This is a genomic window from Pseudomonas sp. LRP2-20 (assembly GCF_024349685.1).
Lineage (GTDB): Bacteria > Pseudomonadota > Gammaproteobacteria > Pseudomonadales > Pseudomonadaceae > Aquipseudomonas.
Window position 1 is genome coordinate 5,935,833 of the sequence record NZ_AP025944.1, and the last position, 17,018, is coordinate 5,952,850.

Below are 17,018 nucleotides of genomic sequence, written 5' to 3' on the forward strand. Positions count from 1 at the left end.
GGGTGCGGCGGTGTACCTGAGGGCAGCGCGTTTCCTGTGGGAGCGGGTTTACCCGCGAAGTAGCCGACACAGGGCTCGAAGGTGACCGCCGGAGAAAACAGCGCTTCCCTATTGGCTGGTGATTTTTTAAACTATCGAGTCCGCCTGCCCATATTGGGCTGCACGCCTACCGCATTTGCTACTGAGGAAGACCATGGCCCGCGTAACTGTTGAAGACTGCCTGGAACACGTGGATAACCGTTTTGAGCTGGTCATGCTCTCGACCAAGCGCGCCCGTCAGCTGGCTACCGGCGGCAAAGAGCCACGCGTAGCATGGGAAAACGACAAACCGACCGTGGTCGCCCTGCGCGAAATCGCCGAAGGTATCGTGACCCCTGAGTTCATCGCCGCTGAAGAGATCGTCACCGAGGATCCGGTCTTCGCCGCGTTCGAGGACGAGTCCAACGAGGCTGTCTGATCGATGCCCTGTCGACGTCGCGCGGCACAAGGCCCTCTTCCTCGGCAAGAGGTGAAACCATGCCGGGCATAGAAGCCTTAGCCGAACGGCTGTCGACCTACCTGGGCCCCGAACAGGTCAACCTGGTTCGCCGTGCCTATTTCTACGCCGAGCAGGCACACGACGGGCAGCGCCGCCGCAGCGGCGAGCCCTACGTGACCCATCCGCTGGCCGTGGCCAGCATCCTCGCCGACATGCACATGGACCATCAGAGCCTGATGGCGGCCATGCTGCACGACGTGATCGAAGACACCGGCATCGCCAAGGAAGCCCTCTGCCAACAGTTTGGCGAGACCGTGGCCGAACTGGTCGATGGGGTCAGCAAGCTGACCCAGATGAACTTCGAGACCAAGGCCGAGGCGCAGGCCGAAAACTTCCAGAAAATGGCCATGGCCATGGCCCGCGACATCCGCGTGATCCTGGTCAAGCTGGCCGACCGCCTGCACAACATGCGCACCCTGGAAGTGCTGTCTGGCGAAAAACGCCGGCGCATCGCCAAGGAAACCCTCGAGATCTACGCCCCCATTGCCAACCGCCTGGGGATGCACACCGTACGCGTGGAGTTCGAGGACCTCGGCTTCAAGGCCATGCATCCCATGCGTTCGTCGCTGATCCACCGAGCAGTGAAGAGCGCACGCGGCAACCGCAAAGAGATCGTCGCCAAGATCGAGCACTCGCTGGCCAACTGCCTGGCCGCCGACGGTATCGAGGGCGAGGTCAGCGGCCGGCAGAAACACCTCTATGGCATCTACAAGAAGATGCGTGGCAAGCGCCGCGCCTTCAACGAGATCATGGACGTGTACGCCTTCCGCATCATCGTCGACAAGGTCGACACCTGCTACCGCGTGCTCGGCGCCGTACACAACCTGTACAAGCCGCTGCCCGGCCGCTTCAAGGATTACATCGCGATTCCCAAGGCCAACGGCTACCAGTCGCTGCACACCACGCTGTTCGGCATGCATGGCGTACCCATCGAAATCCAGATCCGTACCCGCGAGATGGAAGAGATGGCCAACAACGGTATCGCCGCGCACTGGCTGTACAAGTCCAACGAGGACGAGCAACCCAAGGGCAGCCACGCCCGGGCGCGTCAGTGGGTCAAGGGCATCCTCGAGCTGCAGCAGCGCGCCGGCAACTCGCTGGAATTCATCGAAAGCGTGAAGATCGACCTGTTCCCGGACGAGGTCTACGTGTTCACGCCCAAAGGCCGGATCATGGAGCTGCCCAAAGGCTCCACCGCCGTCGACTTCGCCTACGCGGTGCACACCGACGTCGGCAACAGCTGCATCGCCTGCCGTATCAACCGCCGCCTGGCACCGCTGTCCGAACCGCTGCAAAGCGGCTCGACAGTGGAAATCGTCAGCGCACCGGGCGCTCGGCCGAACCCGGCCTGGCTCAACTTCGTGGTCACCGGCAAGGCACGTACGCATATTCGCCACGCCCTCAAGCAGCAGCGCCGCTCCGAGTCGATCAGCCTTGGCGAGCGCCTGTTGAACAAGGTACTGACCGGCTTCGACAGCAGCCTGGAGAAGATTCCTCAGGAGCGTATCCAGGCCATTCTCGCCGAGTACCGCCTGGAGCTCATCGAAGACCTGCTCGAAGACATCGGCCTGGGCAACCGCATGGCCTACGTGGTTGCCCGCCGCCTGTTGTCGGCCGAAGGCGAACAGCTGCCAGCGCCGGAAGGCCCGCTGGCGATCCGCGGTACCGAAGGCTTGGTACTGAGCTACGCCAAGTGCTGCACACCGATCCCGGGCGACCCCATCGTCGGCCACCTGTCAGCGGGCAAGGGCATGGTCGTGCACCTGGAAAACTGCCGCAACATCAGCGAAATCCGCCACAACCCGGAGAAGTGCGTGCAGCTCTCCTGGGCCAAGGACATCGCTGGCGAATTCAACGTCGAGCTGCGTGTCGAGCTTGAACACCAGCGCGGCCTGATCGCCTTGCTGGCCAGCAGCGTCAACGCTGCCGACGGCAACATCGAGAAGATCAGCATGGACGAACGCGACGGCCGTATCAGCGTGGTCCAACTGGTGGTCAGCGTGCACGATCGTGTGCACCTGGCGCGTGTGATCAAGAAGCTGCGTACCTTGACCGGCGTGGTCCGCATCACCCGCATGCGTACGTAGTCCGCCAACCGCAAGGAGTCATCATGAGCAAGACCGTCATCAACAGCGACAAGGCCCCTGCCGCTATCGGCACCTACTCCCAGGCGATCAAGGCCGGCAACACCGTCTACATGTCGGGCCAGATCCCGCTGGATCCGAAGACCATGGAGCTGGTCGAAGGCTTCGAAGCCCAGACCGTTCAGGTGTTCGAGAACCTCAAGGCCGTGGCTGAAGCGGCTGGCGGCTCGTTCAAGGACATCGTCAAGCTGAACATCTTCCTCACCGACCTGAGCCACTTCGCCAAGGTCAACGAGGTGATGGGCCGCTACTTCGAACAGCCCTACCCAGCTCGCGCCGCCATCGGCGTAGCCGCGCTGCCGAAAGGCGCCCAGGTCGAAATGGACGCCATCCTGGTCATCGAATGATGCCCCTGGTGACGGGTGCCCTGCCCGTCACCCTCTTCTGCAAGGTTATCCCGTCATGCGTCAAGCACTGCCCCTCGCGCTGGCAGCCCTGCTTCTGGGCGGCTGCGCCAGCCACAAACCCGAAGATTTCAACGGCACCTGGATCAACCAGGCCGCCATCAAGGCCGCCAGCAAAGGCGGCAGCCTGCGCCAGGCCCTGAACGAGCATGGTCCGGTGTTCGAGTGGAAGCTCGATGTCGCCAACCAGCAGGCCAGCTACAGTAATGGCTTCGAAGCGGCCGACGGCCAGCTGAGCGCCAACCAGAAACAATGGCAAGCCAACTTCCAGGGCGGCCAGACCGAACAGCTCGAACTTGATGGCGATGAACTGAAAGCCACCACCCAGAGCGGTGTCGAGCAGACCTTCGTCCGCGCCAAGCAGCCCGGCAATGCGCCATTGGGCGGTAGCTTCGAGAAGGCGCTGTACCAGGCTTACCTGGGTGGCGACTGGAAGATCATCGAAGGCCAGGGCAAAGGCGCCATCGTACGCTTCAGCGATACCGGCAACGTCACCGGCCTGCCGGGCCCGGACCGTTTCGCCCTGTGCCTGGCCGGCGACTGTGCCAGCATGGGTGGCAACAACGACAGCCTGTGGCTTGAGCGCAACCAGCGCGGCGCGCCGTTCATCTTCAAGCGTGATGGCGACAAGCTGGCGATCTTCCAGGCGGTAAACACTGCCCAGGCAGACGAGATTCCGCAGTTGGCGGCAGGTACCCAGCAGTGGGTGCTGGAGCGGGACTGAAGCCCGCTCCCCACGGGATTATCACCGGTTTCCGGGCCTGCGCTGTACTTGTGGGAGCCGCGCTTGTCGTGGCTCCCACAGGTAACGCGCCAGCTTCAAGAAACTGAGCAAGACAGTTCCCACAGGTGATCCATTCAAGGCACGGAAATCAGTGCTTGCCTGCCAGGATGGCCGCATAGCCTTCCTTGTAGCTCGGATACTCCGGAGCCCAACCCAACGCCCGCACCCTGGCGTTGCTGCAACGCTTGCTGCCGGTACGGCGTACCCGCTGATCTTCGGACCACTCGGTAACGCCCATGTACCCCCGCAGCCAGGCCACCACATCGGCCAGCGGCGCCGGGTCGTCATCGACGCCGATATAGCAATCTTCCAGCGCCACGCCATCGGCATCGGCCTGCAGCAGGAACGCCATCAGGCTTGCAGCATCCTCGGCATGAATCCGGTTGCCATACAACGGCGGCTCCTCGGCCACCCGATAGCCTTGGCGCACCTGGCTCAGCAGCCACTCGCGACCAGGGCCATAGATGCCGGTCAGGCGAATCACGCTGGCAGGTAGGCCACTCGCCAGCGCCAGCCTTTCGGCCTCCAGCATCACCTTCCCGGAATAACCTTCAGGCTCGGTGACGGCGGTTTCGTCGATCCATTCACCATCCTTTTGCGCGAACACGCTACTGCTGGAGACGAACAGCAAACGCCGCGGACGCTGGCCGCGCTCGGCAAGCCACGCCAGCACATGGCGCAAACCGTCGACGTAGGCGGCCTGATAGCCCGCCTCGTCATGCTGGCTGGCGGCTACGCAGTACACCAGATAGTCCGGCGAGCGCTGTGGCCAGGCCTGTGGCATGGCGGGGTCGGACAGGTCGGCAGCGATGGGCGCGACCCCCTCGGGCAACTGCCCGGTCGAGCGACGCAGGCCGCTGACTTGCCAGCCTTTAGCCAGCAGCTGGCGAGCCAAACGGCCGCCTACATCACCACATCCCACGATAATTGCGGAAAGGTCTGACATCACAAAACTCCCTAGACCAAAGGATCAGGCTAGCCGTATTACACGATAGGCGGCTAGACCGTAGGTGAAAAAAGCAACAAGATTACTTTTGTTAACAAGAATTACTTGCAATAATGGCACCCCTATCTGTTCTCGGCCTATCTCGAGGCCTTGGAGAACGCTCACTTTCTTCTTCATCAGGTCCGGCCAGCATGACACGTACTCAACCTTCCGCTTCGCCAAACCCGTCGCGCGCCTGGCGCGCCATCGCCGCGCTGGTGTTCAGCCTGGTGCTGGCCCCGGTGGCCATGGCCGATGAGCCTAACGCCCAAGCCGCCACCCCGGCTGCTGCCGCCGCTCCGGCCACCCCGGCTGCTGCCCAAGGCCAAGCCGCTGCCCCGGTTGATGCACCTGCCGCCGCCGATCCGGCTGTTCAGGCACTGGTTGAAGACACCTCGCTGGGCATGGCCCACGACCTGTCCCCGTGGGGCATGTACAAGAACGCCGACATCGTCGTCAAAATCGTGATGATCGGCCTGGCCATCGCCTCGATCATCACCTGGACCATCTGGATCGCCAAAGGCTTCGAGCTGATGGGCGCCAAGCGCCGCCTGCGTGGCGAAATCGCCGCGCTGAAGAAGTCGGTCAGCCTGAAAGAAGCCAGCGCCGTCTCCAATAAAGAAGGCACCCTGGCCCACACCCTGGTTCACGATGCCCTCGAAGAGATGCGCCTGTCGGCCAATACCCGCGAGAAAGAAGGCATCAAGGAACGCGTCAGCTTCCGCCTGGAGCGCCTGGTGGCCGCCAGCGGCCGTACCATGAGCAGTGGCACCGGCGTGCTCGCCACCATCGGTTCGACAGCGCCGTTCGTGGGCCTGTTCGGTACCGTCTGGGGCATCATGAACAGCTTCATCGGCATCGCCAAGACCCAGACCACCAACCTGGCCGTGGTTGCCCCGGGCATCGCCGAGGCTCTGCTGGCCACCGCCCTGGGCCTGGTCGCGGCAATCCCGGCCGTGGTCATCTACAACGTCTTCGCCCGCTCCATCGCCGGTTACAAGGCACAGGTGTCCGACGCCTCCGCCCAGGTACTGCTGCTGGTCAGCCGTGATCTGGACCACCAGGGCAGCGACCGCGCCGCCCCGCACATGGTGAAAGTGGGGTAAACCATGGGCCTGCATCTCAACGAAGGTGGCGACGACCTCGCCGAGAACCACGAAATCAACGTGACGCCGTTCATCGACGTGATGCTGGTGCTGCTGATCATCTTCATGGTCGCAGCCCCGCTGGCCACGGTCGACATCAAGGTCGACCTGCCGGCCTCGACTGCCAAGCCGGCACCGAGGCCCGAGAAGCCGGTGTTCGTCAGCGTCAAGGCCGACCAGAAGCTGTATGTCGGCGACGATCAGGTAGCGGCCCCTGAACAGCTTGGCCCGATGCTCGACGCCAAGACCAAGGGCGACAAGGAAACCACCATCTTCTTCCAGGCCGACAAGGGCGTGGATTACGGTGACCTGATGGAAGTGATGAACAACATGCGCGCGGCCGGCTACCTCAAGGTCGGTCTGGTAGGTCTCGAGACGGCAGCCAAGAAATGACGAAAACGCGCTCAAATGTGGCGCGCTACGGTGGCAGCCTGGCGATCGTGCTGGGCGTGCACGTGGTCGCCGTGCTGCTGACGCTCAACTGGTCGGTACCGCAGGCCATCGAACTGCCCCCGGCAGCCATGATGGTCGAGCTGGCACCACTGCCCGAGCCCGCGCCGCCACCACCACCGAAAGCGGCCCCACAGCCACCGGCACCGGTCGAAGAACCGCCGCTGCCGAAGCTGGTCGAGGCACCGAAACCGAAGATCGCCATCGCCAAGCCGCCCAAGCCCAAGCCCAAGCCTCAGCCTCCGAAGCCTGAGAAGAAGCCTGAGCCGCCGAAGGATGAGCCGGCCAAGGAACAGGTAGCCGACACGCCACCAAGCAACACGCCACCGCAGAAGTCGGCGGCACCGGCGCCAAGCATCGCCGCCAACAGCCAGGCGCTGCCAACCTGGCAGAGCGACCTGCTGCGCCACCTGGCGAAGTACAAGCGCTACCCGGAGGACGCTCGCCGCCGTGGCCTGCAAGGTATCAACCGCCTGCGCTTCGTGGTCGATGCCGAGGGCAAGGTGGTGTCCTACTCCATGGCAGGCGGCTCCGGCAGCGCGGCCCTGGACCGCGCGACCATGGAAATGATCCGCCGCGCCGGTACGGTACCTAAGCCGCCAGCCGAGTTGCTGACCAATGGCACGATCGAAGTAGTGGCACCGTTCGTCTACTCGCTGGACCGTCGCTGATACTTTTGTTTCTGTCACAAATCGGCAAGTCTGATAACGTGCGTCTATCGATTGCAGCCGCTATGCTGGGCCCGCAACTTCATGGACGCACGTTATGACCCTCACAGAATTACGCTACATCGTCACGCTCGCCCAGGAGCAGCACTTCGGCCATGCCGCCGAGCGCTGCCACGTCAGCCAGCCGACCCTGTCGGTCGGGGTGAAGAAGCTTGAGGACGAGCTTGGCGTGCTGATCTTCGAGCGCAGCAAGAGCGCGGTGCGCCTGACCCCGGTCGGCGAAAGCATCGTGGCTCAGGCGCAGAAGGTACTGGAGCAGGCCCAGGGCATTCGCGAACTGGCCCAGGCCGGCAAGAACCAGCTGACCGCCCCGCTCAAGGTCGGCGCCATCTATACCGTCGGCCCGTATCTGTTCCCGCACCTGATCCCGCAGTTGCATCGGGTGGCGCCGCAGATGCCGCTGTACATCGAAGAAAACTTCACCCACGTGCTGCGCGAAAAACTGCGCAACGGCGAACTGGACGCGGTGATCATCGCCCTGCCGTTCAACGAAGCCGACGTGCTGACCCTGCCGCTGTATGACGAGCCCTTCTGTGCCTTGATGCCGGCCGACCACCCGTGGACGGCGAAGAAGACCATCGACACCGCCATGCTCAACGACAAGAGCCTGCTGCTGCTCGGCGAGGGCCACTGCTTCCGTGACCAGGTGCTGGAAGCCTGCCCGACGCTGAACAAGGGCGGCGAAGGCTCCAAGCACACCACGGTCGAATCCAGCTCGCTGGAAACCATCCGTCACATGGTCGCGTCCGGCCTGGGTGTGTCGATCCTGCCGCTGTCGGCCGTGCACAGCCATCACTATGCGCCAGGGGTCATCGAAGTGCGTCCGCTGACCCCGCCTGCACCGTTCCGCACCGTGGCCATTGCCTGGCGCGCCAGCTTCCCGCGGCCGAAGGCGATCGAGATCCTTGCCGACTCGATCCGCCTCTGCTCGGTGGCCAAGCCGGCCGTGGAACAACCGGCCTGATCCATGACTGAGCTGTCGAAGGTCTCGGTCACGGCGCTCAAGGGCGTAGGCGATGCCATGGCGGAAAAGCTCGCCAAGGTCGGCCTGGAGAACCTCCAGGACGTGCTGTTCCACCTGCCCCTGCGCTACCAGGACCGTACCCGTGTGGTACCGATAGGCCAGCTGCGCCCGGGCCAGGACGCCGTGATCGAGGGCGTGGTCAGCGGTGCCGACGTGACCATGGGCAAGCGCCGCAGCCTGGTGGTACGCCTGGGTGACGGCACCGGCGTGCTGAGCCTGCGTTTCTATCATTTCAGCAATGCGCAGAAGGAAGGCCTCAAGCGAGGCACCCACCTGCGCTGCTACGGCGAAGCCCGCCCCGGCGCTTCGGGCCTGGAGATCTACCACCCGGAATACCGTGCGCTGAATGGCGACGAACCGGCGCCTCCGGTCGAGCAGACCCTGACACCGATCTACCCGTCCACCGAGGGCCTTACCCAACAACGCTTGCGCCTGCTCTGCCAGCAGAGCCTGGGCATGCTTGGCCCGCGCAGCCTGCCAGACTGGCTGCCCGACGAGCTGGCCCGCGACTACCAGCTGGCGCCGCTGGACGATGCCATCCGTTACCTGCACAACCCGCCAGCCGACGCAGACCTCGACGAGCTCGCCGAAGGCCATCACTGGGCCCAGCACCGCCTGGCCTTCGAAGAGCTGCTGACCCACCAGTTGTCGCAGCAACGCCTGCGCGAGAGCCTGCGCAGCCTGCGGGCGCCGGTGCTGCCCAAGGCCAGGCGCCTGCAGGCGCAATACCTGGCCAACCTGGGTTTCCAGCCGACCGGGGCGCAGCAGCGGGTGGCCAACGAAATCGCCTATGACCTCAGCCAGCACGAGCCCATGATGCGCCTGGTGCAGGGCGATGTCGGCGCCGGCAAGACCGTGGTCGCCGCCCTTGCCGCACTGCAGGCCCTGGAAGCCGGCTACCAGGTGGCGCTGATGGCGCCTACCGAGATCCTTGCCGAACAGCACTACATCACCTTCAAGCGCTGGCTGGAGCCGCTGGGCATCGAAGTCGCCTGGCTGGCCGGCAAGCTCAAGGGCAAGGCCCGCGCCAGCGCCCTGGAGCAGATCGCCGGCGGCGCGCCCATGGTGGTTGGTACCCACGCGCTGTTCCAGGAAGAAGTCCGCTTCAAGCACCTGGCCCTGGCGATCATCGACGAACAGCACCGCTTCGGCGTGCAGCAACGCCTGGCCCTGCGCAAGAAAGGCGTGGCCGGCGAGCTGTGCCCGCACCAGCTGATCATGACTGCCACGCCGATCCCGCGCACCCTGGCCATGAGCGCCTATGCCGACCTCGATACCTCAGTGCTCGACGAGCTGCCGCCAGGGCGCACGCCGGTGAATACCGTGCTGGTCGCCGACAGCCGCCGCTTCGAAGTGGTCGAGCGGGTCCGCGCCGCCTGCGCCGAGGGGCGCCAGGCCTATTGGGTGTGCACGCTGATCGAAGAATCCGAAGAGCTGACCTGCCAGGCGGCCGAGAGCACCTTCGAAGAGCTTGGCAGCGCGCTCGGCGAACTGCGCGTGGGCCTGATCCACGGCCGCATGAAGCCTGCAGAAAAGGCCGAGGTCATGGCCGAGTTCAAGCAAGGCAACCTGCAGCTGCTGGTTGCCACCACGGTGATCGAAGTCGGCGTGGACGTGCCCAACGCCAGCCTGATGATCATCGAGAACCCCGAGCGCCTGGGCCTGGCCCAGCTGCACCAGCTGCGTGGCCGGGTTGGCCGGGGCAGCGCTGTGAGCCACTGCGTGCTGCTGTATCACCCCCCCCTGTCGCAGATCGGCCGGGAACGCCTGGGGATCATGCGAGAAACCAACGATGGCTTCATCATTGCCGAAAAAGACCTGGAGCTGCGCGGGCCTGGGGAAATGCTCGGCACGCGCCAGACCGGCCTGCTGCAATTCAAGGTCGCCGACCTGATGCGCGATGCCGACCTGCTGCCCGCGGTACGCGATGCGGCACAGGCACTGCTGGCACGCTGGCCGGATCATGTCAGCCCGCTGCTCGATCGATGGCTGCGTCATGGCCAGCAATATGGCCAAGTGTGACGTTAGTCCCAGAACGGATCCAGTCTTGCCACCAGACTGGTTATACTTCGCGTTTAAAAGAACTTGTGGATACAGACCATGACTGAAGTTGCCCTGGACACCGCAACCCCACACGCACCGTCTGTCATCCGGCTGTTGCTTGAAAAACTGCATGTTGCCTTTGAAGAGGTGGTGGAACATCCAGAGCTGCCAGCCGCGTCTCGGGTGCAGGCGATCCTGCTCGATGACGAGATCGGCGCCCTGCTGGTGCTGTTCCCGCAGAGCAAGCTACTGGACCTCAACCGCCTCGAAGAGCTAACCGGTCGCAAGCTCAAGGCCGTGCCGTTGCCCCGCCTCAAGCAAATGCTCGACAAGCACCAGTTGAAGGCCTTGCCGGCCATTCCGGCGCTGACCAGCTCGCCCTGCCTGTACGAAGGCAAGCTGCTGGAGGCCGAACACCTGCACATCCAGTCCGGCGAAGCCGGCCTGCTGCTGAAAGTGCACCGAGATGATTTCAAACGCATGCTCGCCAAGGCCAGCGCCGGCAGTTTCGGCCAGCCCGTGCGCGACATCCGCCCCAACCTCGATCGCCCGGATGACGACCCCAAGGAGATCACCCAGGCGGTCCAGGCCTTCACGGCCCGGCGTATCCAGAAACGCCTGGAAGAGACCATCGAGATTCCGCCACTGGCTGACACCGCGCAGAAGATCATCAAGCTGCGGGTCGACCCAAACGCCAGCATCGACGACATCACCGGCGTGGTCGAAACCGACCCGGCCCTGGCCGCCCAGGTGGTCAGCTGGGCCGCTTCGCCCTACTACGCCTCACCCGGCAAGATCCGCTCGGTGGAAGATGCCATCGTCCGCGTACTGGGCTTCGACCTGGTGATCAACCTGGCCCTGGGCCTGGCGCTGGGCAAGACCCTGAGCCTGCCCAAGGACCATCCGCAGCAGGCCACGCCGTACTGGCAGCAGTCGATCTACACCGCCGCCATCATCGAAGGCCTGACCCGCGCCATGCCCCGTGCCGAACGCCCGGAGGCAGGCCTGACCTACCTGGCCGGGCTGCTGCACAACTTCGGCTACCTGCTGCTGGCGCATGTATTCCCGCCACACTTCTCGCTGATCTGCCGCCATCTGGAGGTCAACCCGCACCTGTGCCATACCTACGTGGAACAGCACCTGCTGGGCATCAGCCGCGAGCAGATCGGCGCCTGGCTGATGAAGCTGTGGGACATGCCCGAAGAACTGTCGACCGCACTGCGCTTCCAGCATGATCCGGCGTATGACGGTGAGTTTTCGGCCTACCCCAACCTGGTATGCCTGGCGACCCGCCTGCTGCGCTCGCGCGGTATCGGCTCGGGGCCACAGGAGCAGATTCCGGATGAGTTGCTGGAGCGTGTGGGGATCACCCGGGACAAGGCCGAGGATGTGGTGAACAAAGTGCTCGAGGCCGAGGCCTTGCTGCGGGACCTGGCTTCGCAGCTCAACGCCCCCCATTAAGGCGGCCCCGCTCCCACAAGGTCCCGGATCAACCCAGGGAATGCATCAGCCTTTCTTCTTGGGTTTCAGGTACTTCATCAGCCCCTGGAACCACATCACCAGTGCCGGATTGCCCTTGATCTGGATGTTCTTGTCCTGAATGCCCTGCATGAATGCCAGCTGCTTGTTGCCCGCCTGCATCGTGGCAAAGCCGTAAGCCGCGTCCTTGAAGGCAATGGCAAAGGCCGGCTGCGGATGGCTGCCACCCTTGCTGCTGATGCGCTCGCCGCTGACGATGAAGTGCCGCGCCACCTTGCCGTCCAGCGTCTGCATCTGGAACACCAGGTCCTTGTCCTTGAGTTGCTGCTGGAACGCCGGGTTGTTGCGGCTGGCCCTGGCCATCAGCAGCCCCATGGCCCAGAGAAGAAAGCGAAACTTCATCAACGCGCCTCGAATGAAAAATGACTGAAGCGCGCAGTTTATCCTTTTCCTGAACTAATTACGCAAGTTCGCAACACTTCCCCTCCAGAATGCATAACGGGCGCCCTGGGGCGCCCGCTTGGATGTACTGGGGGACAGCAGTCGATCACTTTTTCTTGGCAGGCTTGGCGGGAGCGTTGACGCTGTCGCGCAGGTTCTTGCCAGGCTTGAAGGCAACCGTGTTACTGGCCTTGATCTTCACCGGCTGACCGGTTTGCGGGTTCTTGCCAGTGCGGGCACCACGATGGCGTTTTTCAAAGGTACCGAAGCCGACCAGGGTGACCGTGTCCTTGTCCAGGGCACCGGTGATGCTGTCGAGAATGGCGTTCAGCACCTGGTTGGCCTTTTCCTTGGTCAGGTCGGCCTTTTCGGCGATGACAGCGGCGAGTTCTGGTTTACGCATAGTGAAGCCTCTTTGACGGGATTTCTTGTTGTTATGCCGTGCTGCCATTGAAGCAGCGTTCAAGGCACCGCAGGCTCTAATCTGCGGCAGACGGAACTGAGAATGGCACGCCCACCGAGGCCGCGCCAGTATCTGGGCGGCCATTGTGTTGGCAACAACAGGATAAATCCGACAGAACGCCCGCCATTCACGCCATCAGGGCGGGTAACTGCCGATTGAGCGCGAGTTTTTCCATGACCGCGCTGCCGGTCAGGGCATAGCCGAGCAACTGCCCGTCGGCGGCGTGGCAGAGCACTTTCAGGTCGCTACCCTGCCCTTCGACCTGCCAATTGCCTTCGCGGCCTGCTGGCGGCGGTGAAACCACCAGCGGGCAAGCCGGGGTCTTCACAGTGATCGGCATCGGCCCATAGCTGACCTGGGTCGGGTTGCCGGCCAGGGTCTGGGCCAAGGCACGGGCGCAGGCCATCAGCGGCATCACGTACAACAGGTTGATGCCGTCGACTTCGGCGCAGTCGCCCAGGGCGAAGATGTTGCTGTGCGAGGTGCGCAGCTGGCGGTCCACCACCACGCCGCGGTTGGTCTGCAACCCGGCGGCGGCAGCGAGGTCGGTCCGTGGACGCAGGCCGATGGCTGACACCACCAGGTCGCAGGCGATCACTTGCCCATCGGACAGGTGGGCCTCAAGCCCTTCACCCGCCTGTTGCAGGCGAGTCAGCACCGGGCCGAGGTGGAAACGCACGCCCAGCCCTTCCAGGCCGGCTTGCACGGCTGCGGCGGCAGCCGGGTGCAACAAGGTCGGCATGACCTGTTCGCAAGGTGCCACCACATCGACCTGGAAGCCGCCCAGGCGCATGTCGTTGGCAAACTCGCAGCCGATCAGCCCGGCACCGAGAATCAGCACCCGCTGCTTGCCCTCGGCAGCGGCACGAAAGCGCGCATAGTCTTCCAGGTCGTTGATCGGGAACACCCGCTCGGCACCCTCGCCTTCGATCGGCACCTGCACGGTCTGCGCGCCCCAGGCCAGCACCAGGTCGCGATACTCGATCGCCTCTTCACCGACCCACAGGCGCCTGTGGCCCGGATCGATGCCGCTGATGCGGGTATGGGTGCGGATCTCGGCCTTGAGCTGCTCGGCCATCACGCCAGGTTCGGCCATGCACAGGCCATCGGCGTCCTTCTGTTTGGCAAAGCCGGTGGAGAGCATGGGTTTGGAGTAGGAGCGGCCGTCATCGGCGGTAATCAGCAGCAGCGGCGTGTCGCCATCGAGCTTGCGAAATTCACGGGCCAGGTTATAGCCGGCCAGGCCGGTACCGATAATCACCACGGGGAGCGTCATGCGCTGCTTTCCTCTTTTAGCCGATGGCGATCATTTCGAAGTCGCTCTTGCCCACACCGCAATCAGGGCATAGCCAGTCTGCCGGCACGTCTTCCCAGCGGGTACCCGGCGGGATGCCATCGTCCGGCCAACCTTCGGCTTCGTCATAGATCAGGCCACAGACAATACACTGCCACTTTTTCATCAGGTCATTTTCCTCGGTGTCGCACAGGTTTTGTTGTAGCCCGGCATTATGCAAGCAGTCGGGGCAATCATGCTAAGCTCGCCGCCTCTCTGGCTGTAATCAAGCATACCGACGTGTCGTACGAATCCCCGCAAGCAGCCGCTGTCGCGTGGCTGCCGTATTCACAGCTGACCACTGAAATCGACCAGCCAACCCTGGGCTGGCTGTTCGACGAAGGCTCCCTGACTCGCCGCCTCACCCAGCTGTCCCAGCACCACTTCAGTGTCACCCCCCTGTTCGAAGGCTGGCAACCGCTGCGCGAAGATGAATGCCTGGCCCTGAACATCGCCCCAGGCGCCGAAGGCTGGGTGCGCGAAGTGTTCCTGCGTGGGCATGGTGAACCTTGGGTGTTCGCCCGCAGCGTGGCCAGCCGCAGCGCCCTGGAACGAGGTGGCCTGGACCTGGAAACCCTGGGCAGCCGCTCGCTGGGTGAATTGCTGTTCTGCGACCAGGCGTTCATCCGCCACCCGATCGAAGTGTGCCGTTACCCACAGGCGTGGCTGCCCGCCCATGCCGCGCAAGACGGTCTGTGGGGGCGCCGCTCGCGCTTCGCGCGTGACGGCCTCGACCTGCTGGTGGCCGAGGTTTTCCTGCCTACACTGTGGCAAGCGGCCAAGGAGGAGAACCGCTGATGTACCTGCAACTGCTCAAGTCGCTCAATCGCCTGCACCCTCGGGCCTGGGACTTCGTCCAACTCAGCCGCATGGACCGGCCGATCGGCATCTATCTGCTGCTGTGGCCGACTCTGTCAGCGGTATGGATCGCCGGGCACGGCTCGCCGACCCTGGCCAACGTGCTGATCTTCGGCCTGGGCGTGGTGCTGATGCGCGCCGCCGGCTGTTGCATCAACGATTTTGCCGACCGCAAGGTCGATGGCCACGTCAAACGTACCGCCGACCGCCCGCTTGCCAGTGGCCGGGTCAGATCGCGCGAGGCGCTGGCGTTGTTCGCCATCCTGGTGGGTGTCAGCTTCCTGCTGGTGCTGTGCACCAACAGCCGTACCGTGTGGCTGTCGTTCGGCGCGGTGGCGCTGGCGTCCTGCTACCCGTTCATGAAGCGCTACACCTACTACCCGCAGGTGGTGCTGGGTGCGGCGTATTCCTGGGGCATTCCCATGGCCTTCACCGCGGCCGGCGGCGAGCTGCCGGCCAGTGCCTGGCTGCTGTACATCGCCAACCTGCTGTGGACGGTGGGTTACGACACCTACTACGCCATGGTCGACCGCGATGACGACCTGAAGATCGGGGTGAAATCGACTGCGATCCTGTTCGGCGACGCGGACCGGGCAATCATCCTGACCTTGCAGCTGCTGTCGCTGGGCTGCCTGCTGCTGGCGGGCAGCCGTTTCGAGCTGGGTGGCTGGTTCCACCTGGGCTTGCTGGGGGCTGCGGCGTGCTTTGCCTGGGAATACTGGTCAACGCGCAAGCTGGACCGCGAGTCATGCTTCAAGGCGTTTCTGCACAATCACTGGGCGGGGATGCTGGTGTTCATCGGGGTGGTGCTGGATTACGCCTTGCGCTGACCCTTGCCTCCCCCCGTGGGAGCGGGTTCACCCGCGAATGCGAGGGTGGCTCCACCGCAGCATTCGCGGGTGAGCCCGCTCCCACAGGGTCAAGTGTCAGCCTTTACGGCTTGGCGACGTGCCAGACGTCCTTCATGCCGTCACCGGTCATGTCCCCGGCCTTCTTGTCCTTGACGAAGGTGTACAGCGGCTTGCCGTCATAGGCCCACTGCATCTTGCCGTCGTCACGCTTGATCTGCGTCCACTTGCCTTCGGCCTTCTCACCGTCCTTGACCATCAGTGGAGGCCAGTTCGTCGCACAATCGCCGTTGCACATCGACTTGCCGTTGGCGTCCTTGTCGAAGGTGTACAACGTCATCCCGGCATGATCGACCCACATGCCGTCTTTTTCCATGGCATGGTGGGCAGACGCCACCCCCGGCAGCGCCAGTGCAGCGAAAAGGGCCATCCAGCTCAGCGTATGTCGTGTCATTGGAATCACCATGAATTCGGGGGTGGAATGCATTCTGTTTACCGCCGCAGCGGCCCTGTGAAGCCTAGCCCAGTCACGCAATGTCGCCAGAACGGCCAACACCCTGTCACACAGCTGCAATAATTCCGTTATCTAATGCGGGCCAAGACACGATTCCTGGGAGAGGTTTTGAGCATGGTTGGCAGAAACATTCTGATCGTCGACGACGAAGCACCTATTCGCGAGATGATCGCCGTTGCCCTGGAAATGGCCGGCTATGACTGCCTCGAAGCGGAGAATTCCCAGCAGGCCCACGCGATCATCGTCGACCGCAAACCGGACCTGATCCTGCTCGACTGGATGCTCCCTGGCACCTCTGGCATCGAGCTGGCACGCCGCCTCAAGCGCGACGAGCTGACCGGCGACATTCCGATCATCATGCTCACCGCCAAGGGTGAAGAGGACAACAAAATCCAGGGCCTGGAAGTCGGCGCCGACGACTACATCACCAAGCCGTTCTCGCCCCGCGAGCTGGTCGCCCGCCTGAAGGCCGTGCTGCGTCGCACCGGCCCGAGCGACAGCGAAGCGCCGATCGAAGTTGGCGGCCTGCTGCTCGATCCGATCAGCCACCGCGTGACCATCGACGGCAAACCAGCCGAAATGGGCCCTACCGAATACCGCCTGCTGCAGTTCTTCATGACTCACCAGGAGCGTGCCTACACCCGCGGCCAGCTGCTCGACCAAGTGTGGGGCGGCAACGTCTATGTCGAGGAGCGCACCGTCGACGTGCACATCCGCCGCCTGCGCAAGGCACTGGGTGAAGCCTACGAAAATCTGGTACAAACCGTCCGGGGCACTGGCTACCGCTTCTCGACCAAGAGCTGATCGAGCCTACAAGCGCCAAGCTGCAAGTCGTTG

19 protein-coding genes are annotated in these 17,018 nt (G+C 63.7%); 13 read left to right on the top strand and 6 right to left on the bottom strand.

The features are described from left to right. Positions 1 to 193 precede the first annotated feature (193 nt). From rpoZ to OCX61_RS26725, 4 genes are read left to right on the top strand one after another with little or no spacing between them, the layout of a single operon-like run. Positions 194 to 457, top strand: a complete 264-nt coding sequence (gene rpoZ / locus OCX61_RS26710; protein ID WP_016394025.1) for a DNA-directed RNA polymerase subunit omega — start codon at positions 194 to 196, stop codon at positions 455 to 457. A 59-nt stretch (positions 458 to 516) separates the two neighbouring features. Continuing rightward, the gene (spoT, locus tag OCX61_RS26715) at positions 517 to 2,625 is read left to right on the top strand and encodes a bifunctional GTP diphosphokinase/guanosine-3',5'-bis pyrophosphate 3'-pyrophosphohydrolase (protein ID WP_103448468.1); all 2,109 of its coding nucleotides are present in this window, start codon (positions 517 to 519) and stop codon (positions 2,623 to 2,625) included. Between the two features lie 23 nt (positions 2,626 to 2,648). Then, positions 2,649 to 3,029 carry a deaminase RidA gene (gene ridA / locus OCX61_RS26720; protein ID WP_009684531.1) on the top strand — a complete coding sequence of 127 codons (381 nt, stop codon included), beginning with the start codon at positions 2,649 to 2,651 and terminating at the stop codon, positions 3,027 to 3,029. Positions 3,030 to 3,084: 55 nt separating this feature from the next. Then, the gene (locus OCX61_RS26725) at positions 3,085 to 3,810 is read left to right on the top strand and encodes a hypothetical protein (protein WP_261942056.1); all 726 of its coding nucleotides are present in this window, start codon (positions 3,085 to 3,087) and stop codon (positions 3,808 to 3,810) included. 148 nt (positions 3,811 to 3,958) lie between these two features. On the opposite strand, the gene OCX61_RS26730 is transcribed toward OCX61_RS26725, so the two are convergent. Continuing rightward, entirely contained in the window at positions 3,959 to 4,816 is an 858-nt protein-coding gene (locus OCX61_RS26730; protein WP_261942057.1) for an SDR family oxidoreductase, read from the bottom strand. A gap of 191 nt (positions 4,817 to 5,007) precedes the next feature. Here OCX61_RS26730 and exbB point away from each other — a divergent pair, with 191 nt between their 5' ends. The 6 genes from exbB to OCX61_RS26760 all read left to right on the top strand — a co-directional run bounded on the left by exbB (position 5,008) and on the right by OCX61_RS26760 (position 11,706). Next, positions 5,008 to 5,961, top strand: coding sequence for a tonB-system energizer ExbB (gene exbB, locus OCX61_RS26735; protein ID WP_261942058.1), 954 nt, complete (start codon positions 5,008 to 5,010; stop codon positions 5,959 to 5,961). Between the two features lie 3 nt (positions 5,962 to 5,964). Then, positions 5,965 to 6,393, top strand: coding sequence for a TonB system transport protein ExbD (gene exbD, locus OCX61_RS26740; RefSeq protein ID WP_012274837.1), 429 nt, complete (start codon positions 5,965 to 5,967; stop codon positions 6,391 to 6,393). After that, positions 6,390 to 7,121, top strand: coding sequence for an energy transducer TonB (locus OCX61_RS26745; protein WP_261942059.1), 732 nt, complete (start codon positions 6,390 to 6,392; stop codon positions 7,119 to 7,121). The genes exbD and OCX61_RS26745 overlap by 4 nt, the downstream gene beginning before the upstream one ends. A 94-nt stretch (positions 7,122 to 7,215) precedes the next feature. After that, positions 7,216 to 8,142 carry a hydrogen peroxide-inducible genes activator gene (locus OCX61_RS26750; RefSeq protein ID WP_261942060.1) on the top strand — a complete coding sequence of 309 codons (927 nt, stop codon included), beginning with the start codon at positions 7,216 to 7,218 and terminating at the stop codon, positions 8,140 to 8,142. A 3-nt stretch (positions 8,143 to 8,145) separates the two neighbouring features. Further along, positions 8,146 to 10,224, top strand: a complete 2,079-nt coding sequence (recG, locus tag OCX61_RS26755; protein ID WP_261942061.1) for an ATP-dependent DNA helicase RecG — start codon at positions 8,146 to 8,148, stop codon at positions 10,222 to 10,224. A 78-nt stretch (positions 10,225 to 10,302) separates the two neighbouring features. Continuing rightward, positions 10,303 to 11,706: an aminoacyl-tRNA deacylase and HDOD domain-containing protein gene (locus OCX61_RS26760; RefSeq protein WP_261942062.1), complete on the top strand. Its 1,404-nt coding sequence runs from the start codon at positions 10,303 to 10,305 to the stop codon at positions 11,704 to 11,706. Positions 11,707 to 11,751: 45 nt separating this feature from the next. Here OCX61_RS26760 and OCX61_RS26765 read toward each other — a convergent pair whose 3' ends face one another. The 4 genes from OCX61_RS26765 to OCX61_RS26780 form a co-directional block, all read right to left on the bottom strand. Continuing rightward, positions 11,752 to 12,126 (bottom strand): helicase, encoded by a 375-nt coding sequence (locus OCX61_RS26765; RefSeq protein ID WP_027917039.1) that lies wholly within the window; start codon positions 12,124 to 12,126, stop codon positions 11,752 to 11,754. A 145-nt stretch (positions 12,127 to 12,271) separates the two neighbouring features. Further along, positions 12,272 to 12,568: an HU family DNA-binding protein gene (locus OCX61_RS26770; RefSeq protein WP_050707543.1), complete on the bottom strand. Its 297-nt coding sequence runs from the start codon at positions 12,566 to 12,568 to the stop codon at positions 12,272 to 12,274. Positions 12,569 to 12,755: 187 nt separating this feature from the next. Next, positions 12,756 to 13,904 (bottom strand): NAD(P)/FAD-dependent oxidoreductase, encoded by a 1,149-nt coding sequence (locus OCX61_RS26775; protein WP_261942063.1) that lies wholly within the window; start codon positions 13,902 to 13,904, stop codon positions 12,756 to 12,758. Positions 13,905 to 13,920: 16 nt separating this feature from the next. Further along, entirely contained in the window at positions 13,921 to 14,088 is a 168-nt protein-coding gene (locus OCX61_RS26780) for a rubredoxin (RefSeq protein WP_054884848.1), read from the bottom strand. A 113-nt stretch (positions 14,089 to 14,201) separates the two neighbouring features. Here OCX61_RS26780 and OCX61_RS26785 point away from each other — a divergent pair, with 113 nt between their 5' ends. Together OCX61_RS26785 and ubiA are read left to right on the top strand one after the other, a co-directional pair. Next, positions 14,202 to 14,759, top strand: coding sequence for a chorismate--pyruvate lyase family protein (locus tag OCX61_RS26785; RefSeq protein WP_261942064.1), 558 nt, complete (start codon positions 14,202 to 14,204; stop codon positions 14,757 to 14,759). Next, positions 14,759 to 15,649, top strand: a complete 891-nt coding sequence (gene ubiA / locus OCX61_RS26790) for a 4-hydroxybenzoate octaprenyltransferase (RefSeq protein ID WP_261942065.1) — start codon at positions 14,759 to 14,761, stop codon at positions 15,647 to 15,649. Before OCX61_RS26785 ends, ubiA begins: the two co-directional genes overlap by 1 nt. Before the next feature lie 103 nt (positions 15,650 to 15,752). On the opposite strand, the gene OCX61_RS26795 is transcribed toward ubiA, so the two are convergent. Then, positions 15,753 to 16,121 carry a COG4315 family predicted lipoprotein gene (locus OCX61_RS26795; protein ID WP_027917045.1) on the bottom strand — a complete coding sequence of 123 codons (369 nt, stop codon included), beginning with the start codon at positions 16,119 to 16,121 and terminating at the stop codon, positions 15,753 to 15,755. 174 nt (positions 16,122 to 16,295) lie between these two features. Here OCX61_RS26795 and phoB point away from each other — a divergent pair, with 174 nt between their 5' ends. Then, the gene (gene phoB, locus OCX61_RS26800; protein WP_003253341.1) at positions 16,296 to 16,985 is read left to right on the top strand and encodes a phosphate regulon transcriptional regulator PhoB; all 690 of its coding nucleotides are present in this window, start codon (positions 16,296 to 16,298) and stop codon (positions 16,983 to 16,985) included. Positions 16,986 to 17,018: the final 33 nt, after the last annotated feature.